This is a genomic window from Microcoleus harperi Pol14_C6 (assembly GCF_036701295.1).
In the GTDB taxonomy this organism is placed as follows: Bacteria; Cyanobacteriota; Cyanobacteriia; order Cyanobacteriales; family Microcoleaceae; genus Microcoleus.
In genome coordinates this window covers 60357-80872 of the sequence record NZ_JAUBQN010000001.1, presented here as the reverse complement: position 1 = coordinate 80872, position 20516 = coordinate 60357, and the positions used below count along the sequence as shown (strand labels likewise).

The window sequence follows — 20516 nt, the reverse complement described above, 5'->3', positions numbered from 1 at the left end:
CTAAAATCTAAAATCTAAAATCGTTATGGCACATAGCTGGTGGGAAATTAGAATTCTTTGCGATCCGGCGCTGGAAGATATCATCTTTTGGCGTCTGGAACGATTTAACTGTCGGGGAACTGCTACTGAGATCAAAAGCAATTCCTGCCTGATGTCGGCTTATTTGCCCGAAGAACAGGCAGGATTGCTGGATTTGGCCGCTCTGTCTCTGTGGCTGCGCCAAGATGCTCTGTGTGCAGGTTTGCCCCTACCTGCAATGCAGTGGGATTTGATTGAAGACGAAGACTGGGGCAGCACTTGGAAGGAGCACTGGCAGCCTCAAGAAGTGGGCGATCGCTTTTTAATTAACCCGGCCTGGCTGCCCTTACCGACTGATACCGATCGCGTCATTTTGCGTTTAGATCCGGGTGTGGCTTTCGGTACCGGTGCTCACGCCACTACTCAACTTTGTCTGGAGTCGCTGGAAATGCGTCTCGGTTTTGATGAGAGCAAGTGCGTAGTTGCGGATATCGGGTGCGGATCGGGTATTTTGTCGATCGGCGCGGTGTTGTTGGGCGCTACAAAAGTTTATGCTTTGGATACAGATCCTTTGGCAGTGCGATCGACCATTAGCAACAGACTGCTCAACCGCGTTAATTCTCAGCAGTTGGTTGCAGAGCTCGGAAGTATCGATCGCTTGAAAGAAATGGTCGATGAGCCGATCGACGGTTTGATCTGCAACATTTTAGCAGAAGTAATCATTGATTTAATCCCGCAGTTCACTGCAATTAGCAAACCCACTACTTGGGCAGTGCTCAGCGGCATTTTGCTCGAACAAGCTAAGCCAATTGCCGACACTCTCGAACAGCACGGCTGGATTGTGGCTACTCTGTGGAAGCGCCAAGATTGGTGTTGTTTTAATATTCGGCGTAGTTAACAATATGGTAATTGCTAATTCCTAATTGCTAATTGGTAATTTTGAATTCATGTTTCATCTTTGGGAAGTGAATTTAAATAAATCTCGCACCTGAAAATAAACCGCGCCAGCCCAGTAAAAACCATTCACCAAAATTAACAACGTTTTTCCAGCATAAGAATTAACAAAACCAAAAACGCGGTAAGTTGACAGCAGCACTAACAACATTTCAACCAAAGAAACAATTGACCCGTAGTGCTTCCGATCCCAATAAGAAAACGGACTGATAAAACGGTAATTGCTGAACGGAAAAAAGTGTCGGTGAGCGTCGTCATTGTGGACAGGCAAATCTCCCAGAGAGTGCAGTATCATGCTGATAAACAGAATTTGCACACTTGGCCAGCCAAAGTAATAAGCAATTAGCAAACCAATAACCGCAAGGGGAATTGAATGAAACAGAGCTACAATATTTTGTACAAAAGGCTCATAATATGCTTTTGACCAAATTGTAGCTGCGGGCAAGCGAGCAATGTATTTCGCCCACAAGTAAAATAAAAATATCGGAATATCCGGCAAAATTCCGCCGATCGCAATAATGAGATTAGCTTGCGGCAGTTGCGGTTTGCCGAGAATTGCCAGATTGATAATAGCGTGGCTGGGAGTTTTCATAAGTAGGGTGCGTCAACTAGGATTATCTTATTCATAATTAATCAGATATTGGCTGACGCACCCTACGTGTGAGATAATTGGCTCGTGTTACAAGAAAGGTTGCACTCGATCGATCAACTGCGCCGCTTGCATCACTCCCTCAATGCGATCGACCTCAGCGCCATTTTTGAACAACACCAAAGTCGGCAAAGCATAAATGTGATGCTGTGACGCCAACTGTTCGTACTTATCGGTGTCAATTTTGACAACCATGAGCTTGTCTTTCATCTGACCGCTGACTTGCTCCAAAATCGGTGCCATCATCTGACAAGGCCCGCACCAAGTAGCGTAAAAATCTACCAACACCGGCAAGTCAGAGCCCGATAGTAACTCTTCAAAACTGCTGAACTGTTTTTGAACTGCCATAAGACAAAATAATTTTTTGGGTTCTGGCTCGATTTTAGTGCAAAATTCTCTGGTAGATTGCGAGGATACAATTATGGAATTATTGCCAGAGAATTTTCAGAGATTGCGGGGTCAAGTTGCTGTCGTGACCGGTGCGTCGCGGGGAATCGGCCGCGCCGTTGCTTTAGCCCTAGCGGCAGAAGGCGCTAAAGTCGCCGTCAACTATGCGAGTTCGAGTGCTGCTGCTGATGAGGTGGTAGCAGAAATAGTCGCTGCCGGAGGAGAAGCTGTGGCACTTGCAGCAGATGTCTCGAAAACTGACCAAGTAGATTTACTCGCCAGTAATGTCATGGAAAAATGGGGACGGATTGACATTTTGGTGAACAATGCAGGCATTACTCGCGATACTTTGCTGCTGCGGATGAAGTTGGAAGATTGGCAAGCGGTAATTGATTTGAATCTAACCGGCGTGTTTTTGTGTGCAAAAGCGGCCAGTAAAATCATGCTGAAACAGCGAAGCGGTCGAATTATTAATATTGCTTCGGTTGCTGGGCAAATGGGAAATCCAGGACAAGCTAATTACAGTGCGGCGAAGGCTGGGGTAATTGGGTTTACTAAAACTGTGGCGAAGGAGTTGGCGAGTCGCGGGATTACTGTGAATGCAGTTGCACCGGGTTTTATCACTACAGATATGACTAAGGATGTCAAGTCTGATGAGATTTTGAAGTATATTCCGCTGGGGAGATACGGGGAAGTTGAGGAAGTTGCGGGGATGGTGAAGTTTTTGGCGGCGGATGCGGCGGCGGCTTATATAACGGGGCAGGTTTTTAATGTGGATGGGGGGATGGTGATGGCTTAGATTTGGGAATTTTTTAACCGCAGATGCACGCGGATTAACGCGGATATTTGCGGTTAATAATTACTTTAAGGCGGCGCACAACTGACTGAGGATTTTTTTGTATTTTGCAATCCGTTGAAAATCTGCTTCTGTCGGATTGGCGATGCGACGAAGATCGAGGTTATGAGTAACATCAGCGATTTTGACTCGCAGTGCGATCGGGTTGGCAATCACACGTTCTAAATAAGCTGTATAAGCTTCTCCTTCTATTTTGGTAATCGCCTCGATCGCCGAAACTAACACTTCAGGAAAACCTTCGCTTCTAAGTTGATCGAGTGTAAGTTCAGAATCTTCGACCGCATCATGTAGAACCGCTACGATTTTTTGCTCTAGATAATTTACATTTTTCATCACAAATAGCGGATGGTCGAGATAGGGATTGCCTGCCTTATCGACCTGTCCTTCATGAGCTTTTGCTGCGATCGCGATCGCCCGCTGTAGTAATAATTCGTACTCTGAGTTTGTATTTGACAACATAGTAAAGAAGTTCTCTATTATAGTTTCATATCAAATCCGGTAGCATCGGAATTATAAAATCGAGTCCTATCAAATCCGCGCTTCGAAAGTCCTGTATTCATCTCTCTCCGATCTTCCTCTGTGTTCTCTGCGCCCTCTGTTGTTAAATCATTCCGATGCAACCGGAAAGGATATCATCCCCTCCCGGCGAAAAGCAAAGCTAAGTAGTGGGACATAAATAGGACTTACGCAAGTGAGTAATTTTTTCACTGTCTGTCTATGGTGTAAGCTACGCACTCCGCACCCTACATACACAGGCTATTTGATTTTAAATATTCTTGCAACAATTTCCAAGCCATTTGAGTACCTTCCCCTGCATTGACTTTCTCGAAATCGACATTTTTTCTCAAAACTACAAAACCCACACCTTCTTTGATTTCTATTTTTTCAATATTGCTAACTTTTGCCAAAAATAGGTGATTTTTTTGGCAAAAGTTGGGATTGTTGTTTTTTATGTAAAGAAAAGTTGTGATAAATGCAATGTTGCAATCGCTTTTTAGGCTAGTTTCTTCCTCCAGTTCTCGCACTGCTGCTTGCTGTGGACTTTCTCCTATGTCCACGCCACCACCAAAAGTAGAAAGCATTCCTTGGCTTGCAATACCTGGAATATTATCTCGCAGTTGTGCGACGATCTGACCGTTCGGGAGCATTATAAAAATGCGGACTATTGAATTGGGAATATTCATATTCTTGAGGAAATAACTAAAGTCCAAAAAGTTGCTCTATAGTTTTTTGAGGTGACTCCAAATTTTTCCAATCCAATTGTACACAAAAGCATACAAAGCACGCAAATTTTTGTCAAAAATTTGCCAAATTGATTTTTCTTTGACCTCGGAAATCTCTTCGATTTCCACGGGCAGCGGCGGCATTCCGACTACTTCATAGAGCGGATATTCGCCGCTTTTTCCCGGAATTTCAACTAATATGCACCGATCGACGATCGCCAATTCCTTCACTTCCTGATAAGTCTCCTCGGAAATCAATAAACTCGTTCCTACTTGCTTATTAGCCGCCTCTATCCGGCTGGCTAAATTCACTGCATCCCCGATCGCAGTCACTGTCTGATTTTTCAACGCCCCCAAATTCCCCACAACCACCCAGCCGCAGTGAATCCCAATCCCAATCCGCAATCGGTGACGGTACAAATTTTCAAAATAGGGATTGAGTTTCTCTAGTTCCTCCAGCATTTCCACCCCAGCCCTCACCGCTTGTTCGGCCGCCTTGTCAGGATTTTCCAACCCAAACAGCGCCATTAAACCGTCACCCATATAATTATTAATCATCCCGCCATTCCGGTTGATCGCAAAACCCATTTTTTGGAAATAGCGATTTAAAACATAGATTACGTCGTAGGGCAACAGCGATTCTGCAAAAGGCGTAAATCCTCGAATATCCGCAAACAAAATCGCAATTTTTTTCTCTTGACCCACAGGAGTAGAAATCAACTTTCCGGCGATTTGGTCGGTAAATGATTCCAAGTCTTCAGAATCGATCGCCAATCGGCGCAAAATCACCTTGCCGCCCGCAACCTGCGTCTGACAAGCCAGCCTAATTTCCGGCTCTAAACGCAATTTTTTCGCGAGTTCCTCCTCCGGCGAAGTGCGCGGAGAGCAAAATTCCAAACCTTCGACAATCAATACCCGGCAAGTCGAACACCGGGCGCTACCGCCGCAGATGTGGGTGTGCGGAATACCGGCACGCAGGGAAGCTTCGAGAATTATATCGTGGTCGTCTATCTCGATCGTGCGATCGTCCGGCAGATAGTGAATCTGTGGCATATGTAGCGCGTCTAGCTAATTAGCGAGGAATCTCGCGGACATCTGTTATTGCAGCGAATCTGTATGCAAACCCGGTTTCTAGGCATTTTTTCTGTATCCCCTGATTCCTTAACTATAAGTCGCGATCGGCATTTGCTTCTCGTTGCGTCAGCTCAAGCACCCAACTGGCACCAGTTTAAAAAAAGAATGCAACTCTAGGCAATAGTCAAACTCTTAGCTCATCATTCATTCTCAATTCTAAGATAGAAATGGTATAACTGAACACTGAAATTTTCATTTCACCGTGAAAACACCCCCATTTAAGCTGTGGAGTTAATCTCAAATCTCAAATCTCAAATCTCAAATAAATTGACATAATTCTTAATAAAATTCCGATCGCCCAAAGCCCGATAAATCCGTTCTCAAATCCCCTTCAACCGTCATATATTTTTAGCATTTTGGGGAGTTGGGCTGTGCAAACCTTACTTGGCAATTGTTTCAGCTTTTTTGCTCTCTAACAACCAGCCAATTTTCGTGAGATAGAATAGCAGCATCTTTAAAAGCAGTATAACCATGACTTCATCAACAGCCCTACAAAACATCGAAAACCACATTCCCATCGTGGGAAATATTCATACCAAAAGTCCGATCGCCTACGGAGCAACCCGCCTCGCAGTCAGTGCAGTTAACACGGTGCAAATGGCAGTAGCAGAGTCTTACATCAACGGATTAGAAGTCCCAGATTCAGTATTGCGATCGCTTTTTGATACCTGTATGCCGGTCTTTTTTAAGCATTTCCCGTCCCTGCTTGCACCCTACGAATGGGTACTAACAGAAACCGACCATACAGCCGAAGGGCCGCGGGATTTAATGAAGATTCAGTACGACTTACCTCAAGCAATGCTGAATCCGATGTTAGGCGACGGGAAACTCATTTATCCTAAATACAGCATGGGATTGTGGGAAAAAGGAGCCGCCAACCTTGAGCAATCGCAAATGCAGATGATTGATGATGTGATTGAAAAGCTAGAGATTCAGGATGGCGACAATATTTTAGACTTTGGCTGCGGTTGGGGTTGTGTTCCGAATTACATTCTTTCCAAATTCCCCAATGTCACCTTTACCGGGATTAACTTGAGCCATCACCAATGCAAGTATATGCGTCAGAAGATGCAAGACCCCGAAAGCTACCTTAGTTCCGGTCGCTTTACCTTATATGAAGGGGATTTGAACGACGCCAACTTCGAGACAAAATTTGATAAAATTCTCTCCATCGGAGTTTTTTGTCATGTAGGTAATTTAACGAAGGCTTTCCAAAAGCTGGCATCTTTCCTGAAGGATAATGGCAAAGTTTTCATTCATATCATTACAGTTCGCACGCCCAACAATATATCCAGCGTTTTCACCCACAAATACATTTTCCCCCACGGTCGTTACTGGAAATACGATGCCGTTCCCACCCACAATAAAGACCTCAAAACCATTCAAAGATGGTATCTCAACGGATACAATTACTCCACAACCTTTGCTAACTGGCTGAAAAACTTTGACGATTCTCAGGCAATAGTCAAAGATTTGGACTACGGCATCGACTATGCCAAATTTCGCCGCATCTGGCGGTTTTACTTGATTTGGTTTGTGGCTAATTTCGCGAGTTGCGATGGTGAATATAACGGCAACGGTCAATATTTAATGACTCATGCCTAACCGCTAATCAAGACCCAGCTCAAAAAACCCAACACCCCGAACCCCGAAATCTCAAAGAAGTCGGGGTTCTTGAGTGCGAGCTACTTATCGGGAGAATGAAACCTTTCAACCTAGATTTAGGGCGATCGAGAAGTGTTGCCTTCTTTTGAGGGATTTTTCTGAGTTTAAAAAAATCCGGAATAAGATTATTCCTCGGTGAATAAGACCTATATCAAGCGTGAGCCTGCACAATACTTTTTAAATTCCATGCTCGATCAGTAGTGATGATGTGCGATATTTTACTACAAAGAGAGTTGATTTATACAATGGTAGACAATATGAAACCTTCTCTTCCTCAAGACGACCCGAACCAAGAACAGCGCAAAGATTCCTTGAATCGTCAGCAACAAGCTTATCAGTTTGACTATGAGAGTTTATCACCTTTGGCATTATTGAAAGATGTGCCCGCAGTCGAGAACTTTTCGAGCAGGTATATTGGAGAACGGATATTAGCAACATCGGAACTTCCAGCAAATATGTTGGCATCCGATGCGAGATCTTTTCTCGATCCTCTTGACGATCTCCAAGACTATGAAGACTTCTTTACTGTGCTGCCGCTACCTGCAGTTGCCAGAATTTACCAAACCGATCGCTCTTTTGCAGAACAACGCCTGTCTGGAGCAAATCCGATGATGCTTCGCCTGTTAGATGCGAGCGATCCTCGGGCACAAATACTGGCGAACCTTCCGACTTTGCACCCATTAGTCGATCGGCGCCAAGAGTTGCAGGATAACAACATTTACATTGCCGATTACACAGGTACTGACGAACACTATCGGGCGCCTGCTGACGTTGGAGGCGGAACCTATGAAAAAGGCAGAAAATACTTGCCGAAACCGCGGGCTTTTTTCGCTTGGCGGTGGACGGGAGTCCGCGATCGGGGTGAAATGACACCTATTGCCATTCAACTAGATCCGAATCCAGATAGCCATGTCTATACCCCATTAGATCCTCCTATCGATTGGCTGTTTGCGAAACTCTGCGTACAAGTGGCAGATGCTAATCACCATGAAATGAGCACGCATTTAGCTCGAACTCATCTGGTGATGGAACCAATCGCGATCGTCACCGCCCGACAGTTGGCTAAAAATCATCCCCTTAGCCTACTGCTGAAACCGCACTTTCGCTTTATGTTGACCAACAACGATCTGGCACGTACCCGATTGATCAATCCCGGCGGGCCCGTCGATGAATTGCTAGGCGGTACCTTGTTAGAGAGCATGGCACTGGCTAAAGAGGCGTACAGTACCTGGAGTCTCGATCAATTTGCCTTTCCCGCTGAACTGAAAAATCGGGGAATGGATGACCCAAATCAACTTCCTCACTACCCTTACCGAGATGATGGATTGCTGCTGTGGAATGCGATTAAAACCTTTGTATCGGGCTATCTCAAATTCTTTTACCCGACGAATGAAGAGATCGCACAAGATGTGGAACTGCAAACCTGGGCAAAAGAATTAGCGTCTGATAATGGCGGTAAAGTCAAAGGAATGCCAGACCACATCGACACAGTTGAACAATTAATTGAAATTGTCACAACTGTAATTTTTACGTGCGGCCCGCAGCATTCAGCAGTCAATTATCCCCAGTATGACTACATGAGTTTTGCTGCCAATATGCCCTTGGCAGCCTACCGGGATATTCCTAGAATGACGGCGTCGGATAATCTAGAAGTGATTACGGAAAAGGACATTTTACGGTTGCTTCCTCCGCATAAACGAGCCGCTGACCAACTGCAAATTCTGTTTATTATATCCGCTTATCGATATGACCGTTTGGGTTATTACGATAAATCTTTCCGAGAACTCTACCGGATGAGCTTCGATGAAGTTTTTGAGGGAACGCCGATTAAAGTTTTAGCCAGAGAGTTCCAGCAAAATTTGAATATGGCAGAACAAAAGATTGATGCCAACAATCAAAAACGAGTAATCCCTTACTTTTCTCTGAAGCCTTCGTTGGTACTCAATAGCATCAGTATCTAGAATTAAAAATTCAGCACAAAATCTCAGCGTAGGGTGCGCACGGCGCACCTTACTCTGTATTAGCCGTTTTTGAATTTTTCAACAATCGAGCAATTCACGCACATTGTACCAGACGAATCGGTGAAGGTGACTTCATTTTGATAATGCCGGGGTGTTTGCATCAGCAACCGCCAAGCTTCTCCAGCATCGATTAAATTCAGGCGATCGGGATAGTGAATTTGCAACAACTCTTGCACCATCGGATAATAGTTTGAGTTGATGCTGGGGAAAATATGATGCTCTGTGTGGTGAGAGAAATTTAAGTGCAGCAGGTCAAATATTTTAGGAACCCGCACTGAAGCACTGTTGATCAGCGGATCGTTAATGGCGGTCATCCGGCAACCCATGTGGTTGGTATAGATGTAAAACATTGCGCCTGCATGACCAATTGCGATCGGCAAAAAGTACGCAAGAGCGATTTTAAGCGGATGAAAATTTAGGTAAAACAAAATACTCGCATGAATTCCTAAAATTCCCAGACATTCAAATGCGATTGTCAATCTATCTTTAGAACTAACTGTAAAGGCAGCCGGTACGTAATCGACAGATTTATCGTTAAATAACAGTACCGAGGTGAGATTGCGGAAATTATGCACTAACCACGAACCAGCCATCCCTACAATTAACCACAGCGGATTGACTTCCACCGACGGGACAAACAGATTTTGAATCCATTTTCCCCAAGTATCTGGTTGCTGGTAGAGATAGTTGCGATCGGGGTCGGCCACAGAGTTCGTGTTATTGTGATGTACGAGATTGTGCAGATTTTTCCACTGAGTAGGCGGCATAAACAGCATACTTAGTCCCAAAAAGGCGATCGGATAAGTGAAGCGCGACTTTTTCTGAACGCTACCGTGCATTAAATCGTGGGAGCTAAATAGCAAAACTATAATACTATTGCCCATGATGACGGCTAAAGGTAAGTAAAGCCCTAAAAGATAGACTGGCCAGCGATCGAGATTAGCAGCAATTCCCCATCCCAGCAATAAAATAGCAGTGTTGATGAATAGTATTGCTAACTTGCTCGGATCGGGTTCAAAGGCATCTGACGGCAGCAGAAGACGCAATTTTTTAACATATACCGAGTGGTGAATTAGCGTTTCTTCGCCTAAAGTCTGCGTTGCTGCGTCGAGAGTATTGAGTAATTTTTTGGATTTCATGTTATCGCTAAGATTATTGTCATGGGTGAGTTAATAACTTTTTAAAGTTAATGAGAGCCAGTACCGATTTTAGATTGACCCACAAATGAATCGGGAGCTTATTGTCAGGACGCGGAAATGTTATCGTCCACGGTGTCGTTCCGGGGGCTTGTGACTAAATTGCTTGAGTTCAAAGCTGCCTAATTGTTTTACTAAAATATTATTGTCTTCCCTAAATAAAAATTGGGAAACAACTATTAAAGGCTTATAAAGGCTTAGGCATCGATAATACTATCCGACTTTTGACTTTGGTTTAATATTCCAATAACTAATCCTAAATATCCTATAAGATTAAAAAAGTCCGTTTCCTTGAACAATTTCTTTAATTGTCGTCAGCGTATCTAACCCGATCAATCCCCTACGATAACCTTTTTGGTTGGACATTCCCAAAAATATCGCATCTCCCCGATTTTGATAACGCCAAAACCGAGGTGAGGCATTAATAAAAGTTGAGGCGCTGTTAACATCCAGAGCAAATTGGCGACTTTCTAAGTAAGATTCAGTGGCGATGCAGTCAGCGTGGCCGCTGCTGTAGCGGTTGATCCAGCCGATCGCAATCTCTAAACTATCGACAACTTTAAACGCTATGGTTTTGTTTAAATAAGGTTGAGTCCACTCGTATGGTTCCGCCAGCTTCAAGTCTGGGAAATCTGCGACGAGATCCGCATCAGCGCTAATTTGAAAACCTTTTTCTTTTAAACTGTTCCACAGCCTAACTAAGGAAGAAGGCTTTTGGTTGCGATCGATCAGCACTTTCTCGATCGCGTTAACAGGATCTGGAACGCTTTGATGGCTGTCCAAAATCATCCACCTTGCCATCTCCAAACTGCCAGTCGGTGACCAATAAAGGTAACAATTTCCCATTGCCGACCTCAAAACTGGTGCTGTACACAACCTTACTACCTGCTGCACCAAACTTGGCCTGCCGTAGGGAATAATTAAATTGAGATATTGGTCTTGAGTGACCAATTCTCTGATCGAAGCGCCCCGGTCTGGCGGCAGTACCTGCAAACATCCCGAGGGCAAACCAACCTCCTCGATCGCCGAAATCAAAGCTTCTCCAATTACTGTATTAGTTTGCCAGCTTTCGCTGCCACCTTTAAGAATCAAACTGTTAGCGCTTTTGAGAGACAAACCCGCGGCTATCGCCCCCAACTCGGGAAACGCCTCGTAAATTAGAGCGATCGCCCCCAGCGGTAGCGACTGACAGTAAACCTGACAGCGATCGACCTGATAAGAAGCATTGATCACCCTGCCGATGGGATCTGGCATTTCCCCCAACCGTTCCAGAATTTGCACAGTTGTTTTGATCCGTTCGGGCGTCAGCTTCAGCCACTCCACGATCAACTCCGGAATCGCCATGTCCCGACTTGCTTCTAGATCCAGAGTATTTGCTTCTAAAATGTCATTTTGCCGGCGTTTCAGCGAGCTTGCCATCGCCTGCAAAGCAGCAGCGCGATCGGCACTCTTTGTCGTAGCCAACTCCAAAGAAGCTTGATAAGCGCGACGCGCGACATTTGCGGCATCTGATGAATGGGTAAAATCCTCTATTATCATCTAGCTAACGCCTGTAAGCGAGCCATACCATCAGCGCCGGCAGCATTGCTAGCAGCACGGCGACCATTGCCCACAGAATAATATTCGGGCCCGGCGAGTGTAACGCCAAGGGCAACCAAATCACTAACGGCACCAATATCATACCCAAAGCCAGTGGCAAATAATGGGCCTTCAAACCCGGATGCGCTCTGTTCCACTGATTCCCTGTCCACCGCCAAGCCTGCTTGTAAGGATAGTTCGTTGATAGTTGCTCGATCACGTATCCACTTTCGTCCAATACAAATATTTGTTGACAGCGGTTGCATCCAAAGGCTTCTGTCAACGTTATAGGCACTAGACGACCCCGGCGTCGGCAAGGACAGGGGTACTCATCGTTTAAGTCAATCTTTGGAACTTTTTGAGATGGCACGAGCGATCGGATAAAAAAAGCGTTTTTGCAAAAATAATCCTTAACATATCCACTTAATCAAACTTGTCAATTCCGCCATAGCAAGGCTTTCAACTGCCTGTTACGAAATCTCGCCCACTTGGCAATTTTGACTTGCAAGTTCTGCATTTAATCTTACCACTAAGTTAGGTACTTTCAACCATCATTAGGAGTATATCGAAAACTTTCTGGATGTACTTTCCGGTTTCCTGGATTGCGGTTTCTTGGATTTTTTTATCTTCTAAAGCGGGTGACGCGATTCGAACGCGCGACATTCACCTTGGCAAGGTGACGCTCTACCACTGAGCTACACCCGCATTTCCTGCGGTATTAACAATATTGTCTCACTTCCCGAAATTTGTCAAGTCTTTTTAGTAAGTTTTTTTCACAAACCCAGTAAACCCCCCCAAACCCACTCCCCAGGTCAAATTTGAGCAGCCAGATTCTTAACCAAATCAGTAATTGCCGTGAAAATTGACCGCCATCCGCCGACTGCAAAGCTACAATCAAGCTGGAATTGTGGGAGAACACTGTCATGTCAGATTTAAATCGCGGAATCATGAAGTTCAAGGGAGCTGACAGTCCTATAGCGATCGCCATTTCGGCGATTGTCATTGCCGGCGGAATCGGCTTCTTGATCTGGTGGGCGCTGCAATCAGCCTACACCTTCAGCTAACAGACTACTCAAACGTAAAACTTATAAGACCTTGCTCAGAAGGCAGAATTTAAGAAAAATTCTGTCTTTTGCATTTTTTTGCCCTTAGTCTTAAATTTATTGCCCAGGAATGCGGATCGATTGCTGACGATCGAATGATTGCCATAAATCACCCGATCGGGCGAGTCGCTAGCATGAGCCGAGATGACTTCCCGATCGACTACTTTTGTAGTACACTTGTAAACAAAGCGCGCCGAGAGCGCAATTTTAGATGCAAGTGTTTGCAAGGGTTGTATCTCAACACAAATTTATGGCAAGCTTTCAGGACATTTTCCAATACTACAGTCGCTACTGGAAAATATCAGTTTACAGCATAGGCGCATCGAGCGTTTTGGCACTAGCCGATTTGCTTGTTCCTTACGCGATCGGTCAAATATTAAACGTATTGTCGGGTCAACCTACAGATACAGTAACCCAAAAACTCATAACAGCGATCGCCTCTGTTACCCAGCACTCACCCAACAAAATATTATCGCTATCCGTCTTGCTGGGCATAATTTTTCTGGTAACAGTCGCCAAAGCACCGGTACAGCCTTGGGTGGGAAATTGGTTCCACTGGGCGATACCATTGAGAGCAAGGCGCGATCAAATGAGAAGTGCGATCGGCAAAATCCTCACCTTACCCCTAGAATTCTACGACGAAAACAACGCCGGACGGATTGCCAGCCGTATCGCCAAAGGCATCGCCAACCATACTTGGACTTACCCAGAAATTGCCGGCGAATTCATCCCCGAAGTCGTCCGCTTAATCGGCATTTTTGCCGTTATCTGCTTAATTGAGTGGCGGATTGGCTTATTAATTTTGGTTTCATTCCTATTTATACTCAGTTTCACCCTCAAAGGCCTGCAAGGGGTGACGGCGCGAGAAGAAATTCTGGATGAATACATCGAAGATACCGAAAGCCGCAACTCGGAAATTATCACCAACATCAAAACAGTCAAAGCTTTTGCCACAGAAAGCGATGAACTCAAAAGGCAAACCACCAGACTCGATCGCGAATTAAAAGTCGTGATCAACCGCATTCACAAAGGATACGTCACCTTGGGGACATACCAGCAGACGATCGTCCAGTTGTGTTTGTTTTCAGTTCTTGGTTTTAGCCTAGCAGCCACGGTTGCAGGCAAAATTTCCCTCGGATATTTTGTTACCGTCTACACCCTGGCAAGCATGGCATATTCCCAACTGCGTCCGATTAGCATTATCGCCGAATTATTGGCGCGGCGTTATTCTTCAATGATCCGGTTCCACGAGTTTATGCAAACGCCAGACGGTGTTGATGCGGTTAATTTAGCAGAAAATGCTCGATCGGCACAGCCACCTTATAAATTTACCGGCAAAGTTGAGATCAGCAGTTTGACATTCGGGTACGACAGTCAAAAACCGGTTTTGCAGGATGTGAATTTATTGATTCATCCCCGTCAAACTGTAGCATTAGTCGGGCGATCGGGTTCCGGGAAATCGACTTTAGTTAAACTTCTGTTTCGCTACTTTGAACCCAACTCCGGCCGCATTCTGATCGATGGCGAAGACATTCGCAGCTTAGACGTGACTCGCTACCGGCAGCGTTTAGCGATTGTCCACCAAGAAGTAGACGTTTTTAACGGTACTTTGCTGGAAAATTTGACTTACGGAAACAGAAGCGCCACTTTCGATCAAGTTGAGGATGCTTGTCGCATTGCCAAGGTAGACGATTTTGTGCGAATGTTGCCCCAAGGTTACTATACCGTGGTCGGGGAGAGAGGAATGCGGTTGTCCGGCGGTCAGCGGCAGCGGTTGGGGATTGCGAGGGCGCTGTTGGTGGAGCCGGATGTGTTAATTTTTGATGAGGCTACTTCTAGTTTGGACTATGAGTCGGAGCGATCGATCCAGCTAGCCATGCAGAATATCCTCGGTACGCGCACCACCATAATTATTGCCCACAGACTGAGTACAATTCGCGAAGCCGATGCGATCGTCGTACTCGACGGGGGTAGAATCGTCGAAGTTGGCAGCCACGAAGAACTTTTGAGTCAACAAGGTATTTACCGCCGCCTCCACTCCCTGCAAGAAACCGGGGAATTAGTGAATTAGGGATTTCCTCTCAGTCTAGACTTAGGGTGCTCCGGGCGGGCACCCAGCCTAGACTTAGCAATGCACACCTTAAATAGTGTTCAATTTTTCAGTCAGCCCCTAACTCACTTATGTCTTTTTAACTGAATCATTAGACTTTTAAATATCATGTTGCAAATAAAGATTCTGGTGCTAGGATTTATAACTGTGATAGAAATGGGTCGATGCCCGAGTGGTTAATGGGGGCGGACTGTAAATCCGCTGGCTACGCCTACGCTAGTTCAAATCTAGCTCGGCCCACCTCAATTTAATAAAAAGTTAAAATTTAAGAATTAAAAATTAATTTTTTAATTGGAGGTTCTTAATTTTTTATGCCCGTGTAACTCAGTGGTAGAGTACCTCCTTGGTAAGGAGGAAGTCACGAGTTCAAATCTCGTCACGGGCTTGCTATTATCTGCTATATACCTCAAGGATTTCAGGTTCATCGCACAGCAAGAAGGTTAGTTTTCCGCTCAACTTTCGCGCCAATGGTTTTCTAATATCTCCAAAACGACTTCCATATCTGTCAAGTTGGGGCCGGACTTTTTCCCTCTGACTTTGAACTGGTTGAGTAAGTCGGCCGGGGGAGCATTTCATATTGGTAAAAACACTTCTTCTAGCTCCTTCCTTCTTCCTCTGTCCTCTTGGCTCCAGGCTCCAGTTTCTAGCTTGGCTGCTTTCATTGAGATGCTCCCGGCGGACACTTCTACAAACTCATCACAATATTGTCCCCATATCGAATTCCCGGACTTGTTCAAGAAATCGGGAATCTAATCATCCTCATCCAATCCCAGTGGGACGAAATATTGACTGTAAACCACACTATCCGGCTCCCAAAGAGGTCGCCAATAAACATTTTGCATCACCGCTTTTTCCCCATCACCCTCAGCAGGCCACTGAAAACTGACGATCGCAATATTGCTATATCCCACAATCTCATCACCCTCTTGCAGCCAGCGATTGCGCCACAACAGCGCTATAAAATTCCACAACCTACGCAGGAATGACAATTGTTTATTTTTATGAGATCTATCTGACGCAGTTCCCTTTTCTAGCAGCAAAAATACCCGAGCTCTTTGCCGTTTAATCCAGTCAATCCGATAGCCCCAGTCAGGCAGAGATTGTCTATTCCTAACAGCAGCCTCCAGAGCTTTCTTTCTGCTACTCCTGGGAATTTTCATTAATTCCAGCGGCTGATTCCATCCCAAACATTCATGCGAGCGCTCAGGAAACAGCGACTTAATCTTAGTATGAACTAAATGCGTTTTCCACTCTTCATTGATAAAAGCACTAGCAGTCAACTGCGCCAGCACAGAATATTGACAATTTGACCGATAATTCTCCCTCGTCAAAGGCTCAATATTCGGCCGAGAATCGCCAAAATGACAATCAGACCAATAACTCAGTCGCACAGCAGCAGCATAGTGAATATCCCCAGTCAACACAATCACCCGATCGCGCTGCTTAAAAAACTCCGATAACAGCTTCACAAAAGCCAACTCATGAAAATTCCAGGCATCCCCCGCGTCACTATTAAAAACCTTCCCCTGTTCCACATCCCACTTTTGCACCGCATCAATAATCCACAAACCCACCAAATTTGTCGGCACAACCACCAGCGTCGCCTCAATCTCAAACTCCCCTGTTTTATTCAGCAAATCTGTCTCCCTCAAAGGTTTCTGAATTTGTTCCTCAAAACCTTTGTAAGTCAAAAGCATCGGTGGATCGATCGCGCTTTTCACCGGATACCCGCGCCAACTCCGCGTATCCAGCACAATCACCTCGTGCTTAAAACTTCTCACAGTAAAATGCCAATTCAAAACCTCATTGATACCCTCCTCATCTCGATCCAAAATAAAAACATCTTCATCTAATTTCAACTTAGGCAAATGAGTTTTCGGATCGAGTGCAGGAATTCCCAAATACGAAGCCGCCTCCTCCCAAGCAGAAACATCCGTACCAGCAGAAGCCGACCATTTTTCCGCAGTTGTTAATAATTTATCTCCGGGTTTTTCGCGATCGAACTGTGCAGGCGTATTGCCCCAAGCCTGAAACACAGCGTAAGCCAGCAAAGCATTCTGCACCACCCGTCGACCCAGCGGCTTTCCCAGCACCCGGTAACACCACTCTCGATTCAAATACAAATCGTCGCTAACATCATGGTCATCGCAAATCATATAACTAGGAATATTCGCTAGCGCCCTCCTCACCCTCCACAAATTGCGAGCAAAACCGTTAAGTTCAACAACTTCTCTATCCCAAACTTTTGCCTGCTTAGAATTTGGACAAATATCTTTACCCTTCGGAAAACTCGTACACCAGAGTATCGGCGACCAAACTAACAAATACATCGCGTAATATTCGCCCAAGCTAAATAAGTGACTTTTAGCATTGGCGGGTTTATTCACCAACATCGCCGTAAAGCCACCACAATCTCTGGCAATATCGCTGCGAGTCCCCGGCTGTAACTCAATTGGTTTTTTGGACTCATACTCAACATCAGACGGTTTCTGAATAGGCGACTCTCTAAAAAATTCTCTCTCTTGGCCAACTGCATTTTCGTTTTCCGAATTTTTAGGTATACTGATACACAAATTCTTTTTAATTTGGGCATCATCCATCAGGGGTAGACTTTCTTCCCAGCCCAACAGGGTATCGCCAGCATCAGTCAAAGCCCACAGCATCGCATCGGCAACGTCGTCGCCGTAAATTTGGTCGCCCGTTAAAAACAGTTGGTGGGGCCTGCTATTTGCCGTTCCTGCAAACTGTTCGAGCGCATTATCCAAGATTGGCAGTGCATCTCTGCCGTCTCCGTGGGGTTTGCGACAAGAACCGTGAACGATACGCAAATAGTTTAAATCCTGCGGCGGCAGGGCAAAAGTGGGCAACTGGTGAGCGAAATAACTAATCGTCTCCGGCCCCAAAGCCGATAAATCAGGGGCGGCAGGCCACAGGCAAGAAATGAGATTTTCTTTCTCATTTTCTGGGACTGCGCCCGCCGACGGCGACTCGCTACTTCCAGCAAACTTGATGTCATAAGCATAAATTTGCCCAGATGTCAAGACATTGCTATTAATTGGTTTAGCAGTCACCGCGACTACGTGCAGGTATTTGCCGAGCTGTACGGTAGAGCTCGCCCCTTGCAGTAAGGGCTGACCGACTATTTCGCCGGTTCCGCCCTCTGTCGAATAAACCTTGAGTTCGACTTGGCGGGGTGCTTTCAGAGCCAGCCAAACTGTCACGGCCCGACTTTCAGTCCGGCGCAAAATCGGGCCCGCAAGGATCAGCGGCAAATGATGAATTCGATGACTTAATGGTGTCCAGGACATAGGATTTAAAAAATAAAAATTAAATAAGAGTGTTCTAGCAATCAGATTTTAGGCGATCGAGCATCTGTCACCCGCTTAATTAATGCTAAGTCTGCCAACCCAAGTCTCCAAAATTGTAACAACTCATTAAGTAAAATTAATAATCATGCTACAAGAAGAAAAATTACAACATTTCCGAGATTCAGCCCCGCAGTTGCCCGTAATTAAATCATCAGAACCAGCCGGACGGCCTAACAGCCGGCCGCTCTACTCGTCACCTTTAGATCGGGCGATCGACCGCCACCCCCTCACCGTGCCTCCAGAAACCCCGATCGCCCAGGTGTTGGCTCTCATGAACCCGATGCGCGTCTCCTGTCAGCTTTGTGGCGAAAAACAAAACGCTGTTGCTAGCGCAGCCAAGCGGAGTTGCGTCTTAGTCGTCGAAGATAATCGCCCGATCGGCATTTTTACAGAACGGGATATTGTCAAGCTAACTACCGTCGCAGCTTGTACAGTCGGACTGACAATTGCTGATGTAATGACTCGATCGCCCATTACCCTCAAACAATCAGAGTCTCAAGATATTTTCACAGCGATGTTCACGTTGCGCCAGCACCAGATCCGGCATTTGCCCGTAGTGGACGAGGACTCGCGACTTCTCGGCATCATCACCCGCGAAGCAATTCACGAAGCCCTGCAACCGATTAACTTGCTAACCAATTTGCGCTCTGCAGCAGATGTCATGACGAAAGAAGTCATCTCTGCCCCAACAACTGCCTCAGCCCTCGATTTAGCCCAGCTAATGGTCAAGCATCGAGTTAGTTCCGTCGTCATTGTCAAAGAGCAAACTCAGCATCCCGATCGGGCGATCGCACCAACACAAAATTATCAAATTCCGATCGGCATTGTCACCGAGCGCGATATCGTGCAGTTTCACGCCCTGGAATTAAACCTGTCCCAAATATCGGCTATAGAGGCCATGAGTGCGCCTTTATTTTGCATATCTCCCGCCGATTCCCTCTGGAGTGCTCACCAGTCCATGCAGCGGCACTGCGTCCGCCGTTTGGTCGTAGTTGGCAGCCAAGGAGAACTTTTGGGCGTTGTTTCTCTGACAAGTTTGCCGCAAGTTTTTAACCAATCTGAGATGTACGGGACGATCGAGCTTTTGCAGCAAGCAGTGGACGATCGAGCCACCCAATTGCAGAAAGCCAACCAACTTTTGCAGGAAGAAATTTTAGAGCGGCAACGGGCCCAAGAAGCCCTGCGCCAAGCTCACGACGACTTAAAAAAACAAGTTGAAGAACGCACCGCTCAACTTTTAGAATCCAATGAATTGTTGAGACGGGATATTCTCAAGCGCCAGCGAGTCGAAGAAGCGCTGCGGCGAAAGCAAGCTTGCTTGAAAAATCAAGCGCAGCAATTAGAGCAAACTGTACGGAAGTTGCAGCAAACTCAAACTCAATTAGTGCAAACCGAAAAAATGTCTTCTTTAGGACAAATGATTGCCGGTATCGCTCACGAAATTAACAATCCTGTTAATTTTATCTACGGCAACCTTTCCCACGCCAGCCACTACATCAAAGAATTGTTTCAACTGTTGGAACTTTACCAGCAGCACTATCCCGAACCAGTCTCGGAAATTAGGGAAGCAGCAGCAAAGATGGAAGTCGATTTTTTGGTAGAAGACTTATCTAAGATCCTGTCTTCTATGCAAGTAGGAACCGAGCGCATCCGCCAAATAGTTGTGTCGATGCGTAATTTTTCGCGATCGGATCAATCTAACATCAAGCTCGTTGACATTCATGAGGGACTCGAAACCACCTTGTTGATTTTGCAGCATCGGCTCAAAGCTCACGGCGCACATCCAGCTATTAACATTATTAAAGAATACGGTAATTTGCCCTTGATCCAGTGCTGTGGCGGTCAGATCAATCAGGTGTTTATGAATATTATCGGCAATGCTATTGATGCTTTGGATGAAGAAATCCAGAAAGGGGAATGGGCGACGAGAGATGGAAAAAATTCACCCCCGTCAAATCCTAGTTCTCCATTGAGTGTGCCGACAATTACAATTCGTACTGAAGTTGTTGGTGGCGATTTTGTGGCGATCCGCATTTCCGACAACGGGCGGGGCATACCGGAGGAGATTCGCCGCCAATTATTTGACCCGTTTTTTACTACCAAACCAGTAGGCAAGGGCACTGGGTTGGGACTGTCGATTTCTTACCATTTAGTTGTCGAACAGCACGGGGGGCGGCTCGACTGCGTTTCGGAAGCTGGACGGGGCACTGAGTTTGCGATCGAGATTCCGATCGTCAGTTGTCATTAGCCAGCA

The 20516-nt window shown here is 45.7% G+C and carries 17 protein-coding genes and 3 tRNA genes; 9 read left to right on the top strand and 11 right to left on the bottom strand.

Going from position 1 to position 20516, the window contains the following annotated elements:
* Positions 1-25 precede the first annotated feature (25 nt).
* Complete coding sequence (prmA, locus tag QUA27_RS00335) at positions 26-916, top strand: 50S ribosomal protein L11 methyltransferase (RefSeq protein ID WP_333065606.1); 891 nt, start codon at positions 26-28, stop codon at positions 914-916.
* Positions 917-970: 54 nt separating this feature from the next.
* Here the strand turns inward: prmA and QUA27_RS00330 are convergent, their stop codons facing one another.
* Positions 971-1564, bottom strand: a complete 594-nt coding sequence (locus QUA27_RS00330) for a hypothetical protein (RefSeq protein WP_333065604.1) — start codon at positions 1562-1564, stop codon at positions 971-973.
* 87 nt (positions 1565-1651) lie between these two features.
* A complete protein-coding gene (gene trxA / locus QUA27_RS00325) occupies positions 1652-1969 on the bottom strand; it encodes a thioredoxin (protein WP_333056552.1) in 318 nt (105 codons plus the stop codon).
* A 73-nt stretch (positions 1970-2042) separates the two neighbouring features.
* Between trxA and fabG the strand changes: the two genes are divergently transcribed.
* Positions 2043-2807, top strand: a complete 765-nt coding sequence (gene fabG / locus QUA27_RS00320) for a 3-oxoacyl-[acyl-carrier-protein] reductase (protein WP_333065602.1) — start codon at positions 2043-2045, stop codon at positions 2805-2807.
* A 60-nt stretch (positions 2808-2867) separates the two neighbouring features.
* Here the strand turns inward: fabG and QUA27_RS00315 are convergent, their stop codons facing one another.
* The 3 genes from QUA27_RS00315 to QUA27_RS00305 form a co-directional block, all read right to left on the bottom strand.
* A complete protein-coding gene (locus QUA27_RS00315; RefSeq protein WP_333065601.1) occupies positions 2868-3323 on the bottom strand; it encodes a GTP pyrophosphokinase in 456 nt (151 codons plus the stop codon).
* Positions 3324-3607: 284 nt separating this feature from the next.
* Entirely contained in the window at positions 3608-4048 is a 441-nt protein-coding gene (locus QUA27_RS00310) for an NUDIX domain-containing protein (RefSeq protein WP_333065599.1), read from the bottom strand.
* 36 nt (positions 4049-4084) lie between these two features.
* Positions 4085-5140 (bottom strand): adenylate/guanylate cyclase domain-containing protein, encoded by a 1056-nt coding sequence (locus tag QUA27_RS00305; protein WP_333065598.1) that lies wholly within the window; start codon positions 5138-5140, stop codon positions 4085-4087.
* A gap of 552 nt (positions 5141-5692) precedes the next feature.
* On the opposite strand from QUA27_RS00305, the gene QUA27_RS00300 reads away from it, so the two are divergent.
* Complete coding sequence (locus QUA27_RS00300; protein ID WP_333065596.1) at positions 5693-6826, top strand: SAM-dependent methyltransferase; 1134 nt, start codon at positions 5693-5695, stop codon at positions 6824-6826.
* Between the two features lie 317 nt (positions 6827-7143).
* Positions 7144-8847, top strand: coding sequence for a lipoxygenase family protein (locus tag QUA27_RS00295; protein WP_333065593.1), 1704 nt, complete (start codon positions 7144-7146; stop codon positions 8845-8847).
* Positions 8848-8906: 59 nt separating this feature from the next.
* Here the strand turns inward: QUA27_RS00295 and QUA27_RS00290 are convergent, their stop codons facing one another.
* The 4 genes from QUA27_RS00290 to QUA27_RS00275 all read right to left on the bottom strand — a co-directional run bounded on the left by QUA27_RS00290 (position 8907) and on the right by QUA27_RS00275 (position 12386).
* A complete protein-coding gene (locus tag QUA27_RS00290; protein WP_333065591.1) occupies positions 8907-10046 on the bottom strand; it encodes a fatty acid desaturase family protein in 1140 nt (379 codons plus the stop codon).
* Positions 10047-10376: 330 nt separating this feature from the next.
* Positions 10377-11642: a glutamate-5-semialdehyde dehydrogenase gene (locus QUA27_RS00285; protein ID WP_333065589.1), complete on the bottom strand. Its 1266-nt coding sequence runs from the start codon at positions 11640-11642 to the stop codon at positions 10377-10379.
* A 4-nt stretch (positions 11643-11646) separates the two neighbouring features.
* Entirely contained in the window at positions 11647-12051 is a 405-nt protein-coding gene (locus tag QUA27_RS00280) for a hypothetical protein (protein WP_190663244.1), read from the bottom strand.
* Between the two features lie 263 nt (positions 12052-12314).
* Positions 12315-12386 (bottom strand) — tRNA-Gly (locus QUA27_RS00275).
* 218 nt (positions 12387-12604) lie between these two features.
* On the opposite strand from QUA27_RS00275, the gene QUA27_RS00270 reads away from it, so the two are divergent.
* On the top strand, positions 12605-12745 hold the full coding sequence (locus QUA27_RS00270; RefSeq protein WP_172188980.1) for a hypothetical protein: 141 nt from the start codon (positions 12605-12607) through the stop codon (positions 12743-12745).
* 35 nt (positions 12746-12780) lie between these two features.
* On the opposite strand, the gene QUA27_RS00265 is transcribed toward QUA27_RS00270, so the two are convergent.
* Entirely contained in the window at positions 12781-13011 is a 231-nt protein-coding gene (locus QUA27_RS00265) for a hypothetical protein (RefSeq protein ID WP_333065587.1), read from the bottom strand.
* A gap of 23 nt (positions 13012-13034) precedes the next feature.
* Here QUA27_RS00265 and QUA27_RS00260 point away from each other — a divergent pair, with 23 nt between their 5' ends.
* The 3 genes from QUA27_RS00260 (at position 13035) to QUA27_RS00250 (ending at position 15279) form a co-directional block, all read left to right on the top strand.
* Positions 13035-14855 carry an ABC transporter ATP-binding protein gene (locus tag QUA27_RS00260; RefSeq protein ID WP_333065586.1) on the top strand — a complete coding sequence of 607 codons (1821 nt, stop codon included), beginning with the start codon at positions 13035-13037 and terminating at the stop codon, positions 14853-14855.
* 197 nt (positions 14856-15052) lie between these two features.
* A tRNA-Tyr gene (locus QUA27_RS00255) sits at positions 15053-15134 on the top strand.
* A 73-nt stretch (positions 15135-15207) separates the two neighbouring features.
* Positions 15208-15279 (top strand) — tRNA-Thr (locus QUA27_RS00250).
* Positions 15280-15643: 364 nt separating this feature from the next.
* Here the strand turns inward: QUA27_RS00250 and QUA27_RS00245 are convergent.
* Positions 15644-18202, bottom strand: coding sequence for an alkaline phosphatase D family protein (locus QUA27_RS00245; RefSeq protein ID WP_333065583.1), 2559 nt, complete (start codon positions 18200-18202; stop codon positions 15644-15646).
* Positions 18203-18347: 145 nt separating this feature from the next.
* Between QUA27_RS00245 and QUA27_RS00240 the strand changes: the two genes are divergently transcribed.
* Complete coding sequence (locus QUA27_RS00240; RefSeq protein WP_333065580.1) at positions 18348-20510, top strand: CBS domain-containing protein; 2163 nt, start codon at positions 18348-18350, stop codon at positions 20508-20510.
* Positions 20511-20516 lie beyond the last annotated feature (6 nt).

Coding starts and splice junctions, on each gene's coding strand:
- QUA27_RS00290 (WP_333065591.1), bottom strand. CDS start 10,046: ATGAAATCCAAAAAATTACTCAATACTCTCGACGCAGCAACGCAGACT.
- QUA27_RS00305 (WP_333065598.1), bottom strand. CDS start 5,140: ATGCCACAGATTCACTATCTGCCGGACGATCGCACGATCGAGATAGAC.
- QUA27_RS00240 (WP_333065580.1), top strand. CDS start 18,348: ATGCTACAAGAAGAAAAATTACAACATTTCCGAGATTCAGCCCCGCAG.
- QUA27_RS00295 (WP_333065593.1), top strand. CDS start 7,144: ATGAAACCTTCTCTTCCTCAAGACGACCCGAACCAAGAACAGCGCAAA.
- QUA27_RS00260 (WP_333065586.1), top strand. CDS start 13,035: ATGGCAAGCTTTCAGGACATTTTCCAATACTACAGTCGCTACTGGAAA.
- QUA27_RS00285 (WP_333065589.1), bottom strand. CDS start 11,642: ATGATAATAGAGGATTTTACCCATTCATCAGATGCCGCAAATGTCGCG.
- QUA27_RS00270 (WP_172188980.1), top strand. CDS start 12,605: ATGTCAGATTTAAATCGCGGAATCATGAAGTTCAAGGGAGCTGACAGT.
- QUA27_RS00315 (WP_333065601.1), bottom strand. CDS start 3,323: ATGTTGTCAAATACAAACTCAGAGTACGAATTATTACTACAGCGGGCG.
- QUA27_RS00330 (WP_333065604.1), bottom strand. CDS start 1,564: ATGAAAACTCCCAGCCACGCTATTATCAATCTGGCAATTCTCGGCAAA.
- prmA (WP_333065606.1), top strand. CDS start 26: ATGGCACATAGCTGGTGGGAAATTAGAATTCTTTGCGATCCGGCGCTG.
- fabG (WP_333065602.1), top strand. CDS start 2,043: ATGGAATTATTGCCAGAGAATTTTCAGAGATTGCGGGGTCAAGTTGCT.
- QUA27_RS00310 (WP_333065599.1), bottom strand. CDS start 4,048: ATGAATATTCCCAATTCAATAGTCCGCATTTTTATAATGCTCCCGAAC.
- QUA27_RS00300 (WP_333065596.1), top strand. CDS start 5,693: ATGACTTCATCAACAGCCCTACAAAACATCGAAAACCACATTCCCATC.
- trxA (WP_333056552.1), bottom strand. CDS start 1,969: ATGGCAGTTCAAAAACAGTTCAGCAGTTTTGAAGAGTTACTATCGGGC.
- QUA27_RS00245 (WP_333065583.1), bottom strand. CDS start 18,202: ATGTCCTGGACACCATTAAGTCATCGAATTCATCATTTGCCGCTGATC.